Source organism: Pseudomonas extremorientalis (genome assembly GCF_024584605.1).
Lineage (GTDB): Bacteria > Pseudomonadota > Gammaproteobacteria > Pseudomonadales > Pseudomonadaceae > Aquipseudomonas > Aquipseudomonas extremorientalis.
The window spans coordinates 4,479,838-4,498,847 of the sequence record NZ_CP089519.1; the positions used below are offsets into that span (position 1 = coordinate 4,479,838).

The 19,010-nt window shown below is 60.1% G+C and carries 18 protein-coding genes; 11 read left to right on the plus strand and 7 right to left on the minus strand.

Annotation, left to right across the window (positions count from 1 at the left end; translation table 11 throughout):
• The first annotated feature begins 209 nt into the window (after positions 1-209).
• The 5 genes from LUU92_RS20120 to LUU92_RS20140 all read left to right on the plus strand — a co-directional run bounded on the left by LUU92_RS20120 (position 210) and on the right by LUU92_RS20140 (position 2,994).
• Positions 210-800 (plus strand): cysteine hydrolase family protein, encoded by a 591-nt coding sequence (locus tag LUU92_RS20120; RefSeq protein ID WP_071490768.1) that lies wholly within the window; start codon positions 210-212, stop codon positions 798-800.
• A gap of 142 nt (positions 801-942) precedes the next feature.
• The gene (locus LUU92_RS20125) at positions 943-1,263 is read left to right on the plus strand and encodes a hypothetical protein (protein WP_058424627.1); all 321 of its coding nucleotides are present in this window, start codon (positions 943-945) and stop codon (positions 1,261-1,263) included.
• A gap of 75 nt (positions 1,264-1,338) precedes the next feature.
• Positions 1,339-1,896, plus strand: coding sequence for a Smr/MutS family protein (locus LUU92_RS20130; RefSeq protein ID WP_058424628.1), 558 nt, complete (start codon positions 1,339-1,341; stop codon positions 1,894-1,896).
• Positions 1,897-1,974: 78 nt separating this feature from the next.
• Complete coding sequence (folE, locus tag LUU92_RS20135) at positions 1,975-2,520, plus strand: GTP cyclohydrolase I FolE (protein WP_003236739.1); 546 nt, start codon at positions 1,975-1,977, stop codon at positions 2,518-2,520.
• A 102-nt stretch (positions 2,521-2,622) separates the two neighbouring features.
• Positions 2,623-2,994 (plus strand): glutathione S-transferase N-terminal domain-containing protein, encoded by a 372-nt coding sequence (locus LUU92_RS20140; RefSeq protein ID WP_092243183.1) that lies wholly within the window; start codon positions 2,623-2,625, stop codon positions 2,992-2,994.
• A gap of 109 nt (positions 2,995-3,103) precedes the next feature.
• On the opposite strand, the gene LUU92_RS20145 is transcribed toward LUU92_RS20140, so the two are convergent.
• Genes LUU92_RS20145 through LUU92_RS20155 form a run of 3 tightly spaced genes read right to left on the minus strand, consistent with a single transcriptional unit; the run spans position 3,104 to position 6,040 of the window.
• Positions 3,104-3,424, minus strand: coding sequence for an AtuA-related protein (locus tag LUU92_RS20145; RefSeq protein ID WP_071490770.1), 321 nt, complete (start codon positions 3,422-3,424; stop codon positions 3,104-3,106).
• On the minus strand, positions 3,421-4,746 hold the full coding sequence (locus LUU92_RS20150) for an acyclic terpene utilization AtuA family protein (RefSeq protein ID WP_257102556.1): 1,326 nt from the start codon (positions 4,744-4,746) through the stop codon (positions 3,421-3,423). The genes LUU92_RS20145 and LUU92_RS20150 overlap by 4 nt, the downstream gene beginning before the upstream one ends.
• Before the next feature lies 1 nt (position 4,747).
• Positions 4,748-6,040, minus strand: a complete 1,293-nt coding sequence (locus LUU92_RS20155; RefSeq protein ID WP_071490772.1) for a CitMHS family transporter — start codon at positions 6,038-6,040, stop codon at positions 4,748-4,750.
• 111 nt (positions 6,041-6,151) lie between these two features.
• On the opposite strand from LUU92_RS20155, the gene LUU92_RS20160 reads away from it, so the two are divergent.
• The gene (locus LUU92_RS20160) at positions 6,152-7,063 is read left to right on the plus strand and encodes a LysR family transcriptional regulator (RefSeq protein ID WP_092243171.1); all 912 of its coding nucleotides are present in this window, start codon (positions 6,152-6,154) and stop codon (positions 7,061-7,063) included.
• On the opposite strand, the gene LUU92_RS20165 is transcribed toward LUU92_RS20160, so the two are convergent.
• On the minus strand, positions 7,060-7,662 hold the full coding sequence (locus LUU92_RS20165; protein ID WP_071490774.1) for a glutathione S-transferase family protein: 603 nt from the start codon (positions 7,660-7,662) through the stop codon (positions 7,060-7,062). The two genes, LUU92_RS20160 and LUU92_RS20165, sit on opposite strands and share 4 nt — an antisense overlap.
• Positions 7,663-7,673: 11 nt before the next feature.
• On the minus strand, positions 7,674-8,840 hold the full coding sequence (locus LUU92_RS20170) for an aminotransferase-like domain-containing protein (protein WP_092243166.1): 1,167 nt from the start codon (positions 8,838-8,840) through the stop codon (positions 7,674-7,676).
• A gap of 81 nt (positions 8,841-8,921) precedes the next feature.
• On the opposite strand from LUU92_RS20170, the gene LUU92_RS20175 reads away from it, so the two are divergent.
• The 3 genes from LUU92_RS20175 (at position 8,922) to LUU92_RS20185 (ending at position 11,537) form a co-directional block, all read left to right on the plus strand.
• Positions 8,922-9,356, plus strand: coding sequence for a MarR family winged helix-turn-helix transcriptional regulator (locus tag LUU92_RS20175; protein WP_257102557.1), 435 nt, complete (start codon positions 8,922-8,924; stop codon positions 9,354-9,356).
• 179 nt (positions 9,357-9,535) lie between these two features.
• The gene (locus LUU92_RS20180; RefSeq protein ID WP_071490777.1) at positions 9,536-10,882 is read left to right on the plus strand and encodes an NCS2 family permease; all 1,347 of its coding nucleotides are present in this window, start codon (positions 9,536-9,538) and stop codon (positions 10,880-10,882) included.
• A 13-nt stretch (positions 10,883-10,895) separates the two neighbouring features.
• Positions 10,896-11,537: a LysE family translocator gene (locus LUU92_RS20185; protein WP_071490778.1), complete on the plus strand. Its 642-nt coding sequence runs from the start codon at positions 10,896-10,898 to the stop codon at positions 11,535-11,537.
• Here LUU92_RS20185 and LUU92_RS20190 read toward each other — a convergent pair.
• A complete protein-coding gene (locus LUU92_RS20190; protein WP_257102558.1) occupies positions 11,518-16,722 on the minus strand; it encodes a dermonecrotic toxin domain-containing protein in 5,205 nt (1,734 codons plus the stop codon). The genes LUU92_RS20185 and LUU92_RS20190 overlap by 20 nt on opposite strands.
• 149 nt (positions 16,723-16,871) lie before the next feature.
• Complete coding sequence (uraH, locus tag LUU92_RS20195; RefSeq protein WP_071490780.1) at positions 16,872-17,225, minus strand: hydroxyisourate hydrolase; 354 nt, start codon at positions 17,223-17,225, stop codon at positions 16,872-16,874.
• Between the two features lie 345 nt (positions 17,226-17,570).
• Here uraH and puuE point away from each other — a divergent pair, with 345 nt between their 5' ends.
• Together puuE and uraD are read left to right on the plus strand one after the other, a co-directional pair.
• Complete coding sequence (gene puuE / locus LUU92_RS20200; RefSeq protein ID WP_071490781.1) at positions 17,571-18,497, plus strand: allantoinase PuuE; 927 nt, start codon at positions 17,571-17,573, stop codon at positions 18,495-18,497.
• On the plus strand, positions 18,494-19,009 hold the full coding sequence (uraD, locus tag LUU92_RS20205) for a 2-oxo-4-hydroxy-4-carboxy-5-ureidoimidazoline decarboxylase (protein WP_071490782.1): 516 nt from the start codon (positions 18,494-18,496) through the stop codon (positions 19,007-19,009). The genes puuE and uraD overlap by 4 nt, the downstream gene beginning before the upstream one ends.
• The last annotated feature ends 1 nt before the right edge of the window (position 19,010 follow it).

A 19,010-nucleotide genomic window follows, 5' to 3' on the forward strand; every position in this document is an offset into this window, starting at 1 on the left:
GATTCTAACAGCGTTCACCTGTACCGACGATGTACGAAACCCAGCGCCCATCCGTCGGATTTCATCCGAATTGCCATCATTGTGTCAAACAGGCCCACCTCTTGACATGGCTACACGTCAACAACGGCGTACCTTACGATGGTAGCGATTCACAGAACCGCTCAGCCAGTGGACAATGTCGCAAAAGCCCCCCTCACAGGAGCCCCAGAATGTCCGTTCCAAAGACGATGTTTCAACTCAGCGGTCGTGGTTACGCAGCTGCGAACCTCAGCCATGCGACCCTCGTGATCATCGACGCCCAGAAGGAATACCTCAGCGGCCCGCTCGCCCTCTCGGGCATGGACGCGGCCGTTGGTAACATCAAGCAACTGGTCGCCGCAGCGCGCAACGCCGGGCGCCCGATCGTGCATGTGCGTCACCTGGGCACCGTTGGCGGCTTGTTCGACCCGCAAGGCGAACGGGGTGAGTTCATCCCGGGCCTTGAGCCTGCAGGCGACGAAACCATCATCGGCAAACTGCTGCCCAGCGCATTTCACGGCACCGGCCTGGAAAAACACCTGCAGGACCTCGGTTCCCTGGACCTGATTGTCTGCGGCTTCATGAGCCACTCCAGCGTCAGCACCACCGTGCGTGCCGCCAAGAACCTGGGCTTTCGCTGCACCCTGGTGGAAGATGCCTGCGCCACCCGCGACCTGCCTTGCAAAGGCGGCATCCTGAGCGCCGAGCACGTACAGCAGACCGAAATGGCCATCATGGCCGACAACTTCGCCACCCTGGCGTTGACCAAAGACCTGATCTGATCGACCTTCTGATGAGCGGTGCGGCAATGTTTATTGCCCCGCTCATCCGCAAAGCCTTTTCATTTGGCGCATTTACCCCTCGCCCCGGAACAACCTGTGTATTGTCCGGTCGAAGGGCCGATACCCTGGAGGAAAGGTCGGAATGAAGATATCCGATGGTTTTGATGCTCGTCGCTTGCGCCCCAAGGGCCCGAGCAACTGGCGTCTGCGCCTGGTTGCCGGCATCGCCGCGCTGCTGGCGATCGTAGGTCTGCTGTTGGCCGGCGCTGGTGGCGCTGGTCTGTCTGGTCACTCCCCGGCCCTTGGCGAGCTGAATGCCAGCCCTGGCGGCTCGGCTATCCTGTTGGGGATCGGGCTGCTGGTACTGTGGTTGGGCGTATGGTTGTGGCGGCGCAGCCGTCGGAAAATGCGCCAGCCGTTGTCGCTTAATATCGCTTCGCACCTGATGAAAAAACACGACTGATGGCGCTTGGATAGCGTTTCCTGCGCCCCGGCCGCCGCGATTTAGGTAAACTGGCCGCCCTTCGCGGAGGCTGACATGCAAGACGACGATTTTTCCCTGTTCAAAAACGAGCTGCGCGGCGTCAAGCCGATCAAGCACGACCGCGCCGACACCGGCAAACCCAAGGCCGACCGCGCGCAGATCGCCAAGCTGCGCCAGGCCGCGACCGTGCGCACCGATGCCACCACCGTGGACGGCCTGTCGGACCAGTTCGTGATCGACGTCGGCCCCGAAGACGAGCTGATGTGGGCCCGCGACGGTGTGCAGGAAAGCCAGATGCGCAAGCTCAAGATCGGCCAGATCCCGTTCGAAGGCAGCCTCGACCTGCACGGCATGACCGTGGAAAAAGCCCGGGAAACCCTGTGGGCCTTCCTCGCCGAAGCCACCAAATTCGAAATCCGCTGCGTGCGCGTCACCCATGGCAAGGCCGTGCGGCTGGACGGCAAGCGGCCGATGATCAAGAGCCACGTCAACACCTGGCTGCGCCAGCACGCCCAGGTACTCGGCTTTACCTCGTGCCAGGCCCGCCACGGCGGCGCGGGGGCGGTGTATGTGATGCTCAAGCGGACCATGATGGAAGGGCGCGACGAGTAACAAGTGCCATCGTCAGGCTTGCAGCGATGTGCCCGCCACCGTAACCTTGCGCTTTGCGAAAATCCCACAGGTAGTTTCATGTCCCTGGAACAGAATTACACCGCGATCCTCGGCCAACTCGGCGAGGACGTTTCCCGCGAGGGCCTGCTCGACACGCCAAAGCGTGCCGCCAAGGCGATGCAGTACCTCTGCCGCGGCTATGAGCAGACACTGGAAGAAGTCACCAACGGTGCCTTGTTCAGCTCCGACAACAGCGAAATGGTGCTGGTCAAGGACATCGAGTTGTACTCGCTGTGCGAACACCACCTGCTGCCGTTTATCGGCAAGGCCCACGTTGCCTACATCCCGAGCGGCAAAGTGCTGGGCCTGTCCAAGGTCGCGCGGATTGTCGACATGTATGCCCGCCGCCTGCAGATCCAGGAAAACCTCAGTCGCCAGATCGCCGACGCGGTGTTGCAAGTCACCGGCGCCCTGGGCGTGGCCGTGGTGATCGAGGCCAAGCACATGTGCATGATGATGCGTGGTGTGGAGAAACAGAATTCGTCGATGATCACTTCGGTGATGCTGGGTGAGTTCCGCGAAAACGCGGCGACCCGCAGCGAATTCCTCAGCCTGATCAAGTAACGGGCTGCGTAGGAAAAGACCGGCGTTCATCGCCGGTTTTTTTTTCGCCCGCAGAATTCAGGTAAGCTGCCGCCCCTCAGTTATGGGCAAGAGGTTTAAACCATGTTGGTCAAAGCACTTCGAGTCGGCCTCGGCCAGATCATCATCGCGGGCGACTTCCTGACCCGTCCCCGTAAAAAACAGCGCCCCGCCGAACAGCAGGCGCAGGTGAATGCAGCGGCCAAGGAACTGACCCTGTATCAGTTCCACGCCTGCCCGTTCTGCGTGAAGACCCGTCGCACCCTGCACCGCCTGAATGTGCCGGTGGCGTTGAAGGACGCGAAGAACAACGAGCAGGACCGCCAGACCCTGCTGGAGCAAGGCGGCAAGATCAAGGTGCCGTGCCTGCGCATTGAAGAGAATGGCCAGACCACCTGGATGTATGACTCCAAGGTGATCATCGATTACCTCGACAAGCGTTTCGCTGCGGTCTGACAGACACTGGATGACCCATGCGGGAGGGAGCTTGCTCCCGATGGCGGTGTATCAGTCAACTTAGTGTGTGACTGACACTCTGCTATCGGGGGCAAGCCCCCTCCCACACTTAGTTCATTATTGGCAAATCAATGTCCAGCAGTGCAGAGCCCAGGCACTTGCCATGGGCATCCAGCGCCAGCGAGCGGGTCACACCGCCGCGCAGGATGCCCGGCAGCACGAAGTTCAGTGCCTGCACATTCGCCAGCTCATAGCGCCGCACCGGTGCGGCGCCTGGCTCCAGTAGATCCGCAAAAAACCCAGCCACACGCTCGACGGTCAGTTGTTCGCAGAGCCAGGGGTAATCCTCGGCACGATAGGCAATGATCGAAATGTTCGACGTATCGCCCTTATCCCCCGTGCGGGAATGGGCCAGTGTGTGCAGCTTCATGCTTCGATCCTCGGGTTGACCGCATCACGCGGCAGCAGCAACGACGCCACCGCCACCACCTGCCGCACGCTCTTGCTCGCGCCGCCGCCACCGGACGGGCCATTGGTGTAAAGGGTTTCCACTTCGTTGCCCACGCGCACCGCTTCGCTGCGCTCTTCACAGCGAGCCGCCACGCGCAGGCGCACTTCCCAGGGCTCCAACGTGCTGCGCGGGCCGTGCAGCGAGTCCATGCCGATCAGTTCGGCACGCACGTCCTGCATCTTCACGCCTATCAACTCAAGGCGCTTGAGCACGACATCCCGCGCCAGCTGCGCCCGTGCGACAGCACCGGGCCCACCGTAGGACATCTGCCCTTCGCCGATCCAGCCGTCCAGATAGCCAACACTCACCTTCAACCGTTCGGGACGCGAGCGACCACCAGCACCTTGGGCACGAACGCGATCAGCGCCCTCCTCGACAAAGCACACCCGGGAAAAATCGGCGGTTACATCCGGCGTCAGATAGGCCGCAGGGTCATGCACTTCGTAGATCAGTTGCTCGGTGCAGGTGGCACGGCTGACCCGCCCACCGGAGCCGGTGACCTTGGTGATCACGGCCTGACCGTCAGCATCAATCTCGGCCAGCGGGAAACCCAGGCGCGCCAGGTCATCCACATCCTTGAAACCCGGGTCGGCAAAATACCCACCGCTGACTTGCCCGGCACATTCGAGCAAATGACCCACCAAGGTGCCGCGCCCCAGCCGCGGCCAATCGTCCGCCGCCCAGCCGAACTCAACCATCTGCGGCGCCAGGAACAGCGAGGGGTCGGCCACGCGCCCGGTGATCACCACGTCCGCATCGGCGTGCAATGCCTGCAGAATGCCGTCGACGCCCAGGTAGGCATTCGCAGAGATCAACCGTTCGCCCAAAGAGCCGACGCTCTGGCCGTTATCCAGCAGAAACTCGGGCTGCAACATCGTCAACACGTCGTCGCCCACCACAGCGAGCACCTTGAGATCCAGGCCCAACTCAACAGCAATTCGCCGCACTTCGGCCGCCGCCGACACTGGATTGGCCGCGCCCATATTGGTGATCACCCGCAGGCGACGGCGCCCGGTCTGCACACCCACAAACGGCAGCACCCGGCGCATGCGCTCACTCAACAGTGGATCGTAACCGCCCTGCGGATCGCTGATCCGCGCCTGTTGCGCCAAGGCGATGGTGCGTTCAGCCAGGCATTCGAATACCAGGTAATCCAGGTCGCCGTGTTCGGCCAACTCGACCGCCGGTTCGATACGGTCGCCGGAATAGCCGGCACCAGAACCGATGCGTAAGGTTTTCATCTCAAATCACTCCCAGGAGCAACGCGGTCAGGGTCATCAACACCGACGCGGCAAACAGAAACGGAATGGTGAAGCGCTGGTGATCGGCCAACTCGATCTTGCACAGGCCCACCAACAGGAAGGTCGCAGGGGTCAGCGGGCTGACCGGGAAGCCGGTGGTGTGCACCCCCAGCAACGAGGCCTGGGCCACTTGCAGCGGGTCGACGCCCAGGGCCTTGCCGACTTCGGCGATCACCGGCATCACGCCGAAATAGTAGGAATCGGGGTCGAACAGCATGCTCAACGGCATGGAAATGAACCCCACCACCGCCGGGATCAACTTGCCGTGACCCGCCGGAATCTGCGCCACCGCTACTTCGGCGATAGCCTTGAGCATACCGGTGCCTTGCATGATGCCGGTGAACACCCCGGCGGCCAGCAGGATACTGGCCATGGTCAGGGCGGTCTTGGCATGGGCATCGATGCGGGCACGCTGGGCATCTACGTTCGGATAGTTGATGCACAACGCCACTACGGTGCCGAGCATGAACATCACCACCGGGTCGACCCAGCCGGCAATCATCACCACCATCACCAGCACGGTCAGGATCAGGTTGACCCAGAACAGGCGCGGGCGACGCAGCTTGATATCGTCTTCACTGAGCACCCGTTGCGGCACCGCATCCACCGTGGAGCCGGCGCCGAGGCCCAGGCGTTTTTCTTCGCGACGGCCCAGCCACCAGGCACAGGCAAACACAAAGATCAGGCCGACGATCTGCACCGGGATCAACGGCTGGAACAGGTCCGCCACCGGCACGTGCAGGGCCGCTGACGAGCGCAGCACCGGGCCCGTCCACGGCAGGAAGTTGACCCCGGCCGCCATCGCGCAGACACAGGCCAGGATGCGCTTATCGATACCCAGCCGCGTATACAGCGGCAACATCGCCGGCACCGTCACCAGGAATGTCACCGCGCCGGAGCCGTCCAGGTGTACCAGCAGCGCCAGGGTCGCGGTGCCTACAACAATGCGTGTAGGACGCGTCCCTACCGTGCGCAGGATGCGATCAATGATGGGGTCGAGCATGCCGGCATCGGTCATGATCCCGAAAAACAGGATCGCAAAGACGAACATGCCGACCACGGGGGCGACGTTCTTGATACCGGTGATGATGAAGGCGCTGGTTTGCAGGCCGAACCCACCGAGCAGTGCGGCGATGATCGGCAAGGCGATCAGGGCCACCAGCGGCGAGAGGCGTTTGCTCATGACGGCAGCGAGCAGGCACAGGATGGTAATGACACCCAGGGTAGCGAGCATGGGTTACTCCAGAGCGACCTTTTTGGTCGGTTATTGTTTTCCCTGGAGTATTGGAAGCAGGTTAGTCTTTGTAAATTGGAATATTCACCCGCTAGTGTTCGGAAAAACAAAATGAAGAACAGTATCCAACACATTCAGGCGTTTCTTGCGGTGGCCCGTACTGGCAGTTTCACCAAGGCGGCCAATGAGCTGCATCTGTCGCCTTCTGCGCTGACGGTGCAGGTGCAACAACTGGAAGATTGGCTCGGCGTCGCCCTGCTCGACCGCAGCCCGCGTCACGTCAGTATTACCGCCGCCGGCCAGGAGGCCCGCGGGCCGATGGAAAAACTGCTGCTGGACCTGGACAACATCGTCAGCGGGTCCCGCGACCTGGCGGCGTTGCGCCGAGGCGTGGTGACCATCGCCGCCCTGCCCTCGGTCTGTGCCGGCAGCCTGCCACCGGTACTGCGCCTGTTTCGCGAGCGCTTTGCCGGAATCGAAGTGCGCCTGCATGACCTGGTGGCCCATCGCATACACGCCCAGGTGCGGTCGGGCGAGGTGGATTTCGGCATTGGCGTGCGTGCACGGCTCAGCCATGGCCTGGAATTCGTGCCAGTGCTGAACGATCGCCTGTGCGCGTTTGTACCGGTCGGTCATCCGCTGACCCGCCATCGCAAACTGACCCTGGCACAACTGGCGGACCAACCGATCATCCTCACTGGCCGCGACAGCAGCGTGCGCGAGCAAGTGGATGCGCTGTTCGATGAGACGCGCCTGACGATGAACGCGGGCATGGAGGCCAACTACATGTCGACGGTGCTGGCACTGGTGCGCCAGGGGTTGGGGATCAGTGTGCTGCCGGAATCGGCGGCGGACAGCCTGGCGGGGTTGAAGCGCATCCACATCGAGCATCCCGGCGTAAACCGGGAGATCGGGCTGATCAGTCGCAGCGGGATGGGCCTGAGCCCGGCGGCGCAACGCTGCTTTGACTTGCTGAACGAAGAACTGAATGTGGGAGGAGCAAGCCCCCTCCCACAGGTTTAACCGAGCATGGCCACATGCTTGGGATGGCTGGCAACCCTCTTCAACCACGCCTGCACAGCCGGATAAGCCTCCAGCTCAAAACCACCCTCATGGGCCACATGGGTATAGGCATACAAGGCCACATCGGCGATGGAGAACTGCTCGCCCACCAGGTACGGCGTCAGTTGCAGTTGGCGCTCCATGACCTTGAGTGCCTTGTAACCGCCTTTGTGCAGTTTCTTGTATTCCTCCAGGCGGTCCTCGGGCAGGCCCAGGTAAAACTGGATAAACCGCGCCACCGCAATGTACGGCTCATGGCTGTACTGCTCGAAGAACTGCCACTGCAACACTTGGGTGCGCAGGCGCGGTTCGGTGGGCAGGAACTCGCTGCCATCGGCAAGGAAGTTGAGGATCGCGTTGGACTCCCACAGGCAGGTGCCGTCTTCCAGCTCCAGCACGGGGATCTTGCCGTTGGGGTTCTTCGCCAGGAACTCGGCGGTCTGGGTGTCACCCTTGAGGATGTCCACATCGATCCATTGGTACGGGATGCCCAGCAGGCTGAGCATCAATTTGACCTTGTAGCAGTTGCCCGACTTGTAATCGCCATAAACCTTGTACATGGGGCTCCCCCTTATGCTGCTTGCGCGTGCTGTGCTTGACGGACCACCGCGGCCAGGCGCTTGAGACCTTCGTCCAAACGGGCCGGGTCGATATGGCTGAAATTGAGCCGCAACGAACCCAGGTGTCGGTCGGGCTCGGAAAAGAACGGTTCACCGGGCATGAACGCGACGTTCTGGTCGAGCGCTTGAGCCAACAAGGTGCGGGTGTCGAGCGGCTGTTTCAAGGTCAGCCAGAAGAATAAACCGCCCTGGGGCACCTGCCAGTCGGCCAGCTCGACGAAGTGACGCTCCAGCGCCGACTGGAAAGCATCGCGGCGCTCGCGATAAAAGCCGCGCAGTTGAGTCAGGTGCTGCTGGTATTGCTCCGTGCCGATCCACTGCATGGCCTGCCATTGGCCGACGCGGTTGGTGTGCAGGTCCGCCGATTGCTTGAGCTTGAGCAGGTGCGGGAACAGGTCCGGGCTGGCGATCAGATAGCCCACGCGCAGGCCCGGCAACAGGGTCTTGGACACGGTGCCGGTGTAGATCCAGCTGGCTTTTTTCAGGCGCCCGACGATGGGTCTGGCGCTGCCGCCGTCGAAAGTCAGTTCGCGGTAGGGTTCGTCTTCGATCAGGGTCACGCCGAATTCGTCGAGCAAGGCGGCGACGGCTTCGCGCTTGGCCTCGCTGTAGCGCACGGCCGAGGGGTTCTGGAAGGTCGGGATCAGGTAGATGAACGCCGGGCGATGGCGTTCAAGGTTGGCACGCAACGCGTTCAGGTCCGGGCCGTCGGCGTCCAGTGGCACGGTGAGGCAATCGGCGCCGAACAGTTGAAAGATCTGCAACGCGGCCAGGTAGGTCGGGCCTTCCAGCAGGATCCGGGTGCCCTTGTCGATGTACAGCTTGGCCGCCAGGTCGAGGGTCTGCTGGGAGCCGCTGACCACCAGCACCTGGCTGGCCTGGCACGGCACGCCCAGGGCACGCGCCTCGGCAGCGAGCAGTTCGCGCAACTGCGGTTCGCCTTCGCTCATGCCGTACTGGCCGATGTTCAGCGGCATGTCGTCCCAGTTCAAGGCAGGCAGCATCGCTTCGGCCGGCAGGCCACCGGCGAACGACATCACTTCCGGGCGCTGGGCTGCCGCGAGGATTTCACGGATCAGGGAGCTTTTGAGGCGCGTAACACGTTCAGAGAAGGCCATGGGGTCACCGGTAGCGAAGACTGTGGGAAATACGTCAAACTGGTTGACCGAAATTACGACGACTCGCACGGATACGTCAATATGCTTGACCTTAAAAACCCAACCGCCCAGCAGGCCGCGATGGAAGCGTTTTTCTTCGGCTACCAGGCGTTTACCGCCAAGGCCGACGAAATGCTCGAGCGCCGCGGGCTGAGCCGGGTGCATCAGCGCATCGTGTTTTTCATCGCGCGCTACCCGGCGCTGAGCGTGAAGGAACTGCTGGAACTGCTCGGTGTGAGCAAGCAGGCACTGAACATCCCTCTGCGCCAATTGCAGGAGATGCACCTGGTCAACAGCGTCGCGTCCGAGACAGACAAGCGCAAACGCCTGCTGGAATTGACCGAAGAAGGCCTGCGCTTCGAACAGTCACTGCGCCGCGAACAGGTGAAGTTGCTGCAACGTGCCTTCAATGACGCCGGTGAAGACGCGGTGGTTGGGTGGCTGGCGGTGAATCAGGCGCTCGCCAACCAGCCCTGACCCTGTGGTTGCCTTTCATCTATTTGGCGCAGCAGATAGAAAACATTATTTGCTTTATTTGTATACAAAAGCATAATTCGCTTGGTGCGAGTTCCTGACCTACTGGTCAACAAACCCGCCAGTACCTCTCAGCGCTTCCGCGCTGGCCATAACAATAAAATGCTTGAGGAGTACTCGCTGTGGATAGCCGCAAATCCGAAGCCCCGACGCTGGACCTTGCCCCCTCACCAAATGGCTGGCTGGAACGCCTGTTCAAACTGCGCTTGCATGGCACCACAGTGAAGACCGAGCTGATCGCCGGCCTCACCACCTTCATCACCATGGCCTACATCATCTTCGTCAATCCCAACATCATGGCCGACGCGGGCATCGATCACGGTGCGGCGTTCGTCGCCACCTGCATCGCCGCCGCACTCGGTTGCCTGTTGATGGGGCTGTATGCCAACTGGCCCGTGGGCCTGGCGCCGGGCATGGGTTTGAATGCGTTTTTCACCTACACCGTGGTTGGTACCATGGGCTACACCTGGCAGACCGCCCTCGGCGCCGTGTTTATCTCCGGTGTGCTGTTCATGTTCCTGACCCTGTCCCGGGTGCGTGAATGGCTGCTCAACAGCATCCCCGTCAGCCTGCGCCACGCCATGGGTGCCGGCGTGGGGTTGTTCCTCGGGGTGATCGGCCTGAAGACCGCCGGCATCATCGTCGACAGCCCGGCGACCCTCATCAAGCTCGGCTCCTTGCATGAGCCTGCGCCGCTGTTGGCGGCGGTGTGCTTTTTACTGATCGCGATTCTCAGCTACCACCGGGTTTTCGGCGCGATCCTGATCAGCATCATCGCCGTGACCCTCGCCGGCTGGGGCCTGGGCCTGGTGCATTACAACGGTTTCATCTCCACCCCACCGAGCCTGGCGCCGACCTGGATGGCGATGGACGTAGCGGGTGTGTTCAATGTCAGCATGATCAGCGTGGTATTTGCCTTTCTTTTTGTACACATGTTCGACACCGCAGGTACACTGATGGGCGTCGCGCAACGGGCCGGGTTGGTCAATGCCGACGGCAAGATCGACAACCTGTCCCGTGCATTGAAGGCCGACAGTGCCTCCAGCGTGTTCGGTGCCATGGTCGGTGTGCCGCCGGTGACCAGCTACGTGGAAAGTGCTGCCGGGGTGGCCGCAGGTGGCCGTACCGGGTTGACCGCCGTCACCGTCGGCGTGCTGTTTGTGGCCGCGATGTTTTTCGCACCGCTGGCCGGGATGATTCCGGCCTATGCCACCGCAGGTGCGCTGATTTACGTGGCAATGCTGATGATGGCGAGCATGGCCCATATCAATTGGGATGAGGCCACCGACAGCATTCCGGCGATTGTCACCGCGATCATGATGCCGCTGACGTTCTCGGTCGCCGATGGGATTGCCCTGGGGTTTATCACCTACGTGGCCCTCAAGGCCGGTACCGGCAAGTACCGCGAGATCTCCGTGAGCCTGTGGGTGCTGTGCGCGATTTTCATCGCGAAATTCATATTTCTATAAAGAGGAGCAAGGCATGAGTCTGGAAACCTGGTTGTTGTTCAGTGGCGCGGCATTGGTGGTGATCCTGATCCCCGGGCCGCTGTCGTTGTTGATGATCAGCAACAGCCTCAACTATGGCTTGCGCCGCTCCTACCCTGCCTTCCTCGGCGGCGTAACCGCCTCGATCTGCCTGCTCAGCGCCTCGGCCCTCGGCTTGGGCGCGCTGTTGCTGGCGTCGGAACAGCTATTCAGTGCGCTCAAGGTGGTCGGCGCAGCCTACTTGTTCTATTTGGCCTGGCAGAGCTGGAAGCAATCGCGACAACCGGCCCTAGGCGCCGAGGTCATGATGTCGGCTGCCACACCGCGCTTTTGCAGCCTGTTTGGCCGCGCATTTGTGCTCGGCGCGAGCAACCCCAAGGACATTCTGTTTTTCGCCGCCTTCCTGCCTCAGTTTCTCAGCGCCGAAAGGCCATTTCTGCCGCAATTGCTAATGATGATCGCCACCTGGACGCTGCTCGACCTGCTCTGCAAGCTTGCCTATGGCTTGAGCGCCCAGGGGGCCGCACGGTATCTACGCAGCGGCAAAGGTCAAGGCTGGTTCAACCGCGTCAGCGCAGGGTTGTTTGGCGGTGCGGGGGTGATGTCGCTGATGAAGGTCAGGATGGACTCACTTTGACAAAATAAATGCTCGGGGGAACCGTACCCGTGGTGGGCCATTGAATGCCTGCCACGATCCGGACCAACCGCCCTTCCTCCATAGCTGTTTTGACGGGCAAGAATGCTGGGTTCTTTGAGTTTCTGCGAATGGTAATGTTGAGCCATTCATCGGTCAGTCTTTTTTGTAAGTGGATACTCCCTCCCTCTACCCAGTGAACTGACACGTAATAAAGTGAATTCGACCCGGGATGCGTCGCCGCCAACTCACATGATGGGGAACCGGGACGCTTAACGTCTAGTTGATGAACCGTGAACCCCCGCTGCAGCAGCCCCCCCTCGACGGCAGTCATCATCACAGTGCGGCGCTCGGGGGAGATACGAGACTTAACGATCCGCAATGAGGGGTCTAATCCCCTCATCTGAAAGTCAACACGCGTGAAGCCAGGGCTAGCACCCTGATAACCAATAAAAAAGTTCCCGGTGCCCCTCTCAACGGGCCTTAGCATTCTCAACAAGTCATCCGTTTGCCCCGGCCGAGCAGGCAGTGGCGGCAACCATTTGTCCAACGTTGTGCGGATGTTAAGCAAATGAGTTGCCGTTGCAGAACCTTCTGGCCCAGACAACTCAATCATGCGTATGACAGTGAGATCTCGATCCCTGATTGTCATGGAGGGGAAGGCCTCACCTACAGACTGAGCCAACGGTCTGTCGAACAGCGGAGCATGGGGTATCCATTCGCCCTGGGCAGAGAAGGACATTGGAAGGGGTTGTTCATGCCGCGCCGTGCTTGTCCAGCGCACGATATCAACGGCAGCCTTTGAAGCCAGAGGCTCATTCCTTGTCATAAACACAATACGGTTCAAAGGCGCCTGCTGTCCCTCAGGTAGCAACCTGTAAAAACCACTTGTCAGGTGGTCGAATGCAACATTCGGCGGGGCGATTCGCGCAACATTATAGGAACAACCGGGGGCCTCACCGGGAACGCGGAAAACGCCAGGTGCAGGAGAAACCACTTGTCGAGGATCAGGGGCTGGTATACGCCAACTTGTCCAATGTTCAGTCGTGCTAGTTGATCGAAGAATCGTATTTTCCGTCGCCGTGCGCACAATGGGCGGCCACCAATCAGGCGGGGGCGACACCGGCGAGCGCCATGGATTCAACGTTCCTGAACTCGTCCCCGCCACGGGCTGGGGCGCGTCCGCACCGAGCAACCACTCGCCCGACTCATGGATGTTCAGGATCAGTTCGTCCTGGCCCGCGACCTGCTGGTTTTTCAGGCGAAGAAACGGTTCGTTGTTGCGCCGATAAACAGGGTAATGGTGGGTGCCATCCGCCATGAAAAGCGTGCCCCCCTTCGCGTACACACCGTCCTCGCCCAGCCCTTTGAGCGCCACGGCCCCTTCGGGCACCGATTTGACTTTGAAACGCTCCAGCGCCGGAAGTTGCTTCACCGATGACACCGGACGGGGAACGCCACTCAGTTCCCCACGCCAACGGCGTATCCGTCCCAACGCCGGCGGCAAAGCAGAGCGTATAGCAGCATTCGCCACATTACCGACTCTCTTGGGGCCGGGTACGAAGGTCATCACAAGACCAACCATAGAAAGCTTTATCGTATCGGCCAACACACGTTTATCACGGGGATCGCCAGAACGCTGATAGCGCCGCACCGCCAGGTACAGTTCAACGATGTCATTGAACGCCCCGGCAATCGGAAAAAAGACACCTAACATCATCCGTATTTTAGATACGCTATCGTCGCGAAGGCGCCGGGTTCGATATTCCTCCAGCGCCTTATTGGAATAGCTGGCGGCCTGTGTCTGTCGTTGCAGGCACTGCACATGGCCGTGGTACAGCAACGCCTGGGCATCGCTGTTGGACCGGGGGACAATCGCCAGCCAATCCTTTGGGTTGCTGGCAATCTGCTCGAACACCTGCGCTTCTATCTCATCAAGCGACAGCGATGGCTCCAGATGCTTTGCGCGGGTCACACGAGACAACAGCCATTTCCCGATCACAAAAAACATCCCAGCCTTCGCTTTAGCCAGGCTGAAGACATTGCGTTCAAACAGAGCGTCGAACGTTGCCTCAAAGGCCCAGCCGGCGGCGACCTGCCGCGCCAGCGTCTTGGCGTTATCGGGCAATGCGCCGAAGCGATTCAATTCAGCCGTGGCTTGTTCAAGACTACTGTACTCAGTGAGCACCCAGGCGTGCGGGGCCTGCGGCCAATAGACCACGCAAAGCTGCGAGTGCTTGTCTTGCACGACCACTATCCCGGTGACATAGCGATCATGCTGCAGCGTATGCCCAACCAGATGAACCACGTGCAGTTGTAATTCATGCTGGTTTTTCAACAGGTCCTGCGGCGTTCGCGCGGCCATTGCAGTGCTGAATACGCTCTGCGCTTGCGCCGACAGCCCCTGTTGAACCGCTGAAAACAGATGATAGTCAACGCCCGCGCGCAACACTCGATTCAGTAACTCAGGCATTCGGCCTTCGCTGAGCGACTGGTCAGGGCTAACGGGTGGATAAAAACTGTCTTTGATCAGCACGCCGTACCGACCGCCGATATCCAGCGAAGCGATTATTTGCCTCAGATGGTTAACATGAAAGCCTGGCCACGGCACTCGCAGAAGACAGGCACGGTTTAATTTGTACTGGGTCCAGGATGCCAGCGGATCCAGGTTTTGCAGCGCCACCTCCATCAGACTGAAGGCCCTGCATGCAGAAGACAGAGGCAATCGGGTTTTCGGGTCCTTCAGTAGGCAGGCCTCTTCGTAATCACAATAGGTGCCGTGAATATCGCCAGACATCGCGATAAAAGGCTCGTCCATATCAATCTCCAGGGCGATCCCCTCGCTATACAAGCGGGCGGTCAACGCCTGCCTGGCATACGTGTGTAAATCTGGCAGACGCTGTTCTTGCCGCGCTAACAATGCCCAGGCGCTGCTCATGTAGTGCTTTTGCACGCGCCTGCAGTGCCTACGCTGCGCACGCGTTGCCGTCGTCAACCATGTCGGCAGTTTTTTCGCTTCAAGCGCAACCTTGCGCAGCAGCTCAATATTCGCCTGCGCTCGGCTCAGGGCGCTGTTGACAGGCACCTTCAGTTGTTGCTCCAGCTCAGTCAGCAGCAGTGCACGGCTCAACTGCGCATCCTTTACCTCACTGAAAACGCGGGTGATATCTTCGCTGCTTTTGTGCAATCGGTCGTAAGTCCCCAGCAACTTCTTGAGAGTGGCCAGCGCGGGCTTACCCGGGATGTCTACATAGCGCACGCTCAGGGTTTCACGGGCGGCATGTGCACGTAAGTCGCGACGCTTATCGTGCTCGACACAGCCCCACAGCACAGAGTCGTCCCGACTGCCCAGGCTTGCCTTGAGACTGCGTGTTAGCCCGTCCACCCCGGAAAAAGCCAATACCCCCCCCTCTTCCCCAAAGGCGTACAGAACCACGGGAAGCTGGCGTGTCGGCCTGCTCAACGCCGCTGCGGTGGTGATCACCCACACGTTATGGAGCGGATAGAAGGCGTCTGGGTCGTTGCCAATGGCGACTGACATCACCTGGGTTTGACTGCCGGGGCGCTTGCTTGCCAAAGGCTGATCTATCACCTCAATCATCAAGTCCCGATGTGCCGTGCTGAGGAGCTTGAGCCGGTGTTGCAATTGAACCTCACAGCGCAGAGCCTCGGCCTGGGCGTTCATGAACAGCGAAACACGCCTGGGAGTACCCGCCCCGCCGGGTCGTTCAGCCCAAAAAGCCAGATCAAGCGACCTTTGCGGTGCCTCCTTGATCAACGTCTTTAACGCCTGTGTATGAATCTCCAATTGGCTCATCAGCGACAGGTGATCTTGGTACGCAGGTGTCTGAGCAGCGGGATCATTCGGAGCCAACAGCGCGACCAGGCCTTTTTCATAGCGCTTGACCTGATGCTTTACGGTAAGGAATGCGAGGCCGGGTGGCATGCTGGCAAAAATTATTTCTGCGTGTCGTCGCTGATGATCCCATTCAAGTAACGAGTCGCGGATGGCCCCCAGGCGAACGCCGCCGATCAACTGCTTTCTGGTGCGCTCCATGAACCTGAGAAAGGGCACTACCTCCAGCGATTGAGACTGGGGGGGCTCTGCGGAGAAGACCTGGGCCAGATTAATCGTAAAGGCACAAGCGACTTCATTGGCCCATTGCCCCTCCAGCAACATCTGCGTGCCTTGCGTCAGCGCATCCCCCACAATCTTCGGACCACACGCGAATCCAGTTGCCGACGACAGGCCGGCCGGTGAGCACAATCCATTGCGCCGCTTCAACGGCATACACTGCCACAACTGGTGAAAGCGCTCTCTGTCCAGCTCCAGCAGGCCGCACTGAAGGTCGTTGAAGCTCGGGTACTCGTAGAAGTTGCGTACCACACCTGGAAGGTAAGTCACGTGGAGGGCTTCAGCAGACTCACCCTCACGGTAAATATGCAACGCTCCGGGGATCGCTTCAGCCGGCGAGCCCGGCCACATCAATTGGCTCACGTGCACGTTGGCCCAATGCCCACCTGCCCGCTGGCGTGCTTCAGCAGTCGGGGCATCGATCACGGCCTGGACCATCAGCATTGCCGCACTCGACAGTTCGTTGAGTTGCCACGAGATAAAGGCCCGGTCAGCGAACAGTCCTGCATGCAGCTCGATCCAGCGCTCACGCCGCGTCAGCCAGGAACCCTCGGCCAGGGTATTCCAATAGGTGTCATGCGCACGCGCCAGCCGGTCAGACAGCCGCATCTCGACTACCCGCTGCAATACCTCCAACGGCGTGTAGGACAATCGACGACTCGGCTCACCCTTGACGCTCAGGACGGTAAAGGCATTGACGTTGATTTCCACCACCGGCTTGACCAGCAACAACAATGCCCGCTCGGTCAGCGTCTGGACCTTCTCAGGTACAAGCGGCGGTTTGGGCTCGGTAAACAACAGTGTGTCCGGGTCAATCTCGAACGCCTTGTGCAGCTCGGCGCGGATGACCTTCAACACTGTGGGCGAACGTCCTATCAGGCGGGCAAGCGCCCGAGTCGACTCGACGCACCGAAGGTCGGCAAAGGCAATCTTATTGATCAAGCGGCTGGGATGCGTACTGGCGTTTATTCGCCACCGCAGTGTTTTGCGTATTTCCTGCGACGCCGCTTGGGCGGCCATGTCTGCATCATCGGTATCGGGGGGCGGGCTCATGGTGTTTTCTATCAATGAGAAAAACCCAGCCTAAATAGGGCGCACACGCGAAAGGAGCTAGATAGTTAAGCCCAGAATCGAAAAAAGCCCGCAGTGTGGGCGGGCGAAAAACCAACGAAGGGCTTTGGGGGTGTGAAGCGAGTTGACGCTCAGCTACCGCGATAGGTGGAGTAGCTGTAGGGCGAAATCAGTAGCGGGACATGGTAGTGATCCTGTTCGGCGCTGATGCCGAAACGCAGCACTACCACATCGAGGAAGGCCGGCTCCGGCAGTTGCACGCCACGGGCGCGATAGTAATCGCCAGCGCTGAATTGCAATTGGTACACGCCGCTGCGGTAGTCATCGCCTTGCAGCAACGGTGCGTCGCAGCGGCCGTCGCTGTTGGTCTGCGCGGTGGCGACCAGTGCCAGCTGCGCGCCTTCGACGCGGTACAGCTCAACCTTGATTGCGCTGCCGGGGCAGCCGTGTGCGGCGTCCAATACGTGTGTGGTCAAGCGTCCCATGGCGTCTACGCGCCTCCTGTGGTCAATAGAAGAATGATCCGCACTTTTTCAGGGCATCGAAAAAGCCGGCGATGATCGATTAAGACACTTTTTAAAAAAATTGTACACAATAAAAATCACAAACTCTCAGATCCGCCTGCTGCCATTGCTCAACAGGGCAATCTGCGCGTTATCCTTGCTTTTAAACGACCTTTTGTCCATTAGCTGACCAACCAGGCAAGTTTCTTGCTACACCACTGGTCTAGCGCTACGCCGAAAAAATGCAGAAATGTAGGCTTACAAAGTGCGCGATAAGTTGTATACAATCACTCATCGCTACTACGACGAACAAGAAGGAAGACTGCAGTGAGCGCTGACTACCCACGCGACCTGATCGGTTACGGCAGTAACCCTCCTCACCCCCACTGGCCGGGCAAGGCGCGCATTGCGCTGTCTTTCGTACTCAATTACGAAGAAGGCGGCGAGCGCAATATCTTGCACGGCGACAAAGAATCCGAAGCCTTTCTCTCCGAAATGGTTTCGGCCCAGCCCCTGCAGGGCGAGCGCAACATGAGCATGGAGTCGCTGTACGAATACGGCAGCCGTGCCGGCGTGTGGCGTATCCTCAAGCTGTTCAAAGAATTCGATATCCCGCTGACCATCTTCGCCGTGGCCATGGCCGCGCAGCGCCATCCGGATGTGATCCGCGCCATGGTCGACGCCGGCCATGAGATCTGCAGCCACGGCTACCGCTGGATTGACTACCAATACATGGACGAGGCCCAGGAGCGCGAGCACATGCTCGAAGCCATCCGCATCCTCACCGAACTCACCGGCGAACGCCCACTGGGCTGGTACACCGGGCGCACCGGCCCCAATACCCGGCGGCTGGTCATGGAGGAAGGCGGCTTCCTCTATGACTGCGACACCTACGACGACGACCTGCCCTACTGGGAACCCAACACCCCGACCGGCAAGCCGCACCTGGTGATCCCCTACACCCTGGACACCAACGACATGCGCTTCACCCAGGTGCAGGGTTTCAACAAGGGCGATGATTTTTTCGAGTACCTCAAGGACGCGTTCGACGTGCTCTACGCCGAAGGGGCCGAGGCACCGAAGATGCTTTCCATCGGCCTGCACTGCCGCCTGATCGGCCGCCCGGCGCGCCTGGCGTCGTTGAAGCGCTTTATCGAGTACGTCAAAGGTCACGAGCAGGTGTGGTTCACCCGCCGCGTCGACATTGCCCGCCACTGGCAGGAAACCCACCCCTACACGGGAGCGGCGAAATGACTGCGTTCCACGGCCTGAAACCCTCGACCTTGAGCCGAGATGAGTTTGTCGCTGCCTTCGCCGATATCTACGAACACTCGCCATGGGTGGCCGAAAAGGCCTTCGACCTGGGCCAGGATGCTTCGATCGACCAGATCGAAACCCTGCACCAGCGCATGAGCGACATCCTGTTGAGCGCTGATCATGCCAGCCAGCTGGCGCTGATCAACGCTCACCCGGACCTGGCCGGCAAAGCCGCCGTCCAGGGCCAACTGACCCAAGCCAGCACCGATGAGCAAGCTGGCGCGGGGATTCACCAATGCACGGCCGAAGAGTTCTCGCGCTTCACCGAGCTGAACGACGCCTACAAGGCCAAGTTCAAGTTTCCCTTCATCATGGCGGTAAAAGGCAGCAACCGGCATCAGATCCTGGCCGCGTTCGAAACGCGCATTCACAACTCGGTCGAGGCCGAGTTCAAATGTGCACTGGCCGAGATCAACAAGATCGCGTTGTTCCGCTTACTGACCCTCTAAA

What these genes read in the sequence shown, in the direction of transcription:
- LUU92_RS20150 (WP_257102556.1), bottom strand. Translation starts at nt 4,746, where the DNA reads ATGAAAACCTTACGCATCGGTTCTGGTGCCGGCTATTCCGGCGACCGT.
- LUU92_RS20155 (WP_071490772.1), bottom strand. Translation starts at nt 6,040, where the DNA reads ATGCTCGCTACCCTGGGTGTCATTACCATCCTGTGCCTGCTCGCTGCC.
- uraH (WP_071490780.1), bottom strand. Translation starts at nt 17,225, where the DNA reads ATGGGACGCTTGACCACACACGTATTGGACGCCGCACACGGCTGCCCC.
- LUU92_RS20160 (WP_092243171.1), top strand. Translation starts at nt 6,152, where the DNA reads ATGAAGAACAGTATCCAACACATTCAGGCGTTTCTTGCGGTGGCCCGT.
- LUU92_RS20130 (WP_058424628.1), top strand. Translation starts at nt 1,339, where the DNA reads ATGCAAGACGACGATTTTTCCCTGTTCAAAAACGAGCTGCGCGGCGTC.
- LUU92_RS20140 (WP_092243183.1), top strand. Translation starts at nt 2,623, where the DNA reads ATGTTGGTCAAAGCACTTCGAGTCGGCCTCGGCCAGATCATCATCGCG.
- LUU92_RS20145 (WP_071490770.1), bottom strand. Translation starts at nt 3,424, where the DNA reads ATGAAGCTGCACACACTGGCCCATTCCCGCACGGGGGATAAGGGCGAT.
- folE (WP_003236739.1), top strand. Translation starts at nt 1,975, where the DNA reads ATGTCCCTGGAACAGAATTACACCGCGATCCTCGGCCAACTCGGCGAG.
- LUU92_RS20175 (WP_257102557.1), top strand. Translation starts at nt 8,922, where the DNA reads ATGCTTGACCTTAAAAACCCAACCGCCCAGCAGGCCGCGATGGAAGCG.
- LUU92_RS20120 (WP_071490768.1), top strand. Translation starts at nt 210, where the DNA reads ATGTCCGTTCCAAAGACGATGTTTCAACTCAGCGGTCGTGGTTACGCA.
- LUU92_RS20190 (WP_257102558.1), bottom strand. Translation starts at nt 16,722, where the DNA reads ATGAGCCCGCCCCCCGATACCGATGATGCAGACATGGCCGCCCAAGCG.
- LUU92_RS20170 (WP_092243166.1), bottom strand. Translation starts at nt 8,840, where the DNA reads ATGGCCTTCTCTGAACGTGTTACGCGCCTCAAAAGCTCCCTGATCCGT.
- LUU92_RS20165 (WP_071490774.1), bottom strand. Translation starts at nt 7,662, where the DNA reads ATGTACAAGGTTTATGGCGATTACAAGTCGGGCAACTGCTACAAGGTC.
- LUU92_RS20125 (WP_058424627.1), top strand. Translation starts at nt 943, where the DNA reads ATGAAGATATCCGATGGTTTTGATGCTCGTCGCTTGCGCCCCAAGGGC.
- uraD (WP_071490782.1), top strand. Translation starts at nt 18,494, where the DNA reads ATGACTGCGTTCCACGGCCTGAAACCCTCGACCTTGAGCCGAGATGAG.
- LUU92_RS20185 (WP_071490778.1), top strand. Translation starts at nt 10,896, where the DNA reads ATGAGTCTGGAAACCTGGTTGTTGTTCAGTGGCGCGGCATTGGTGGTG.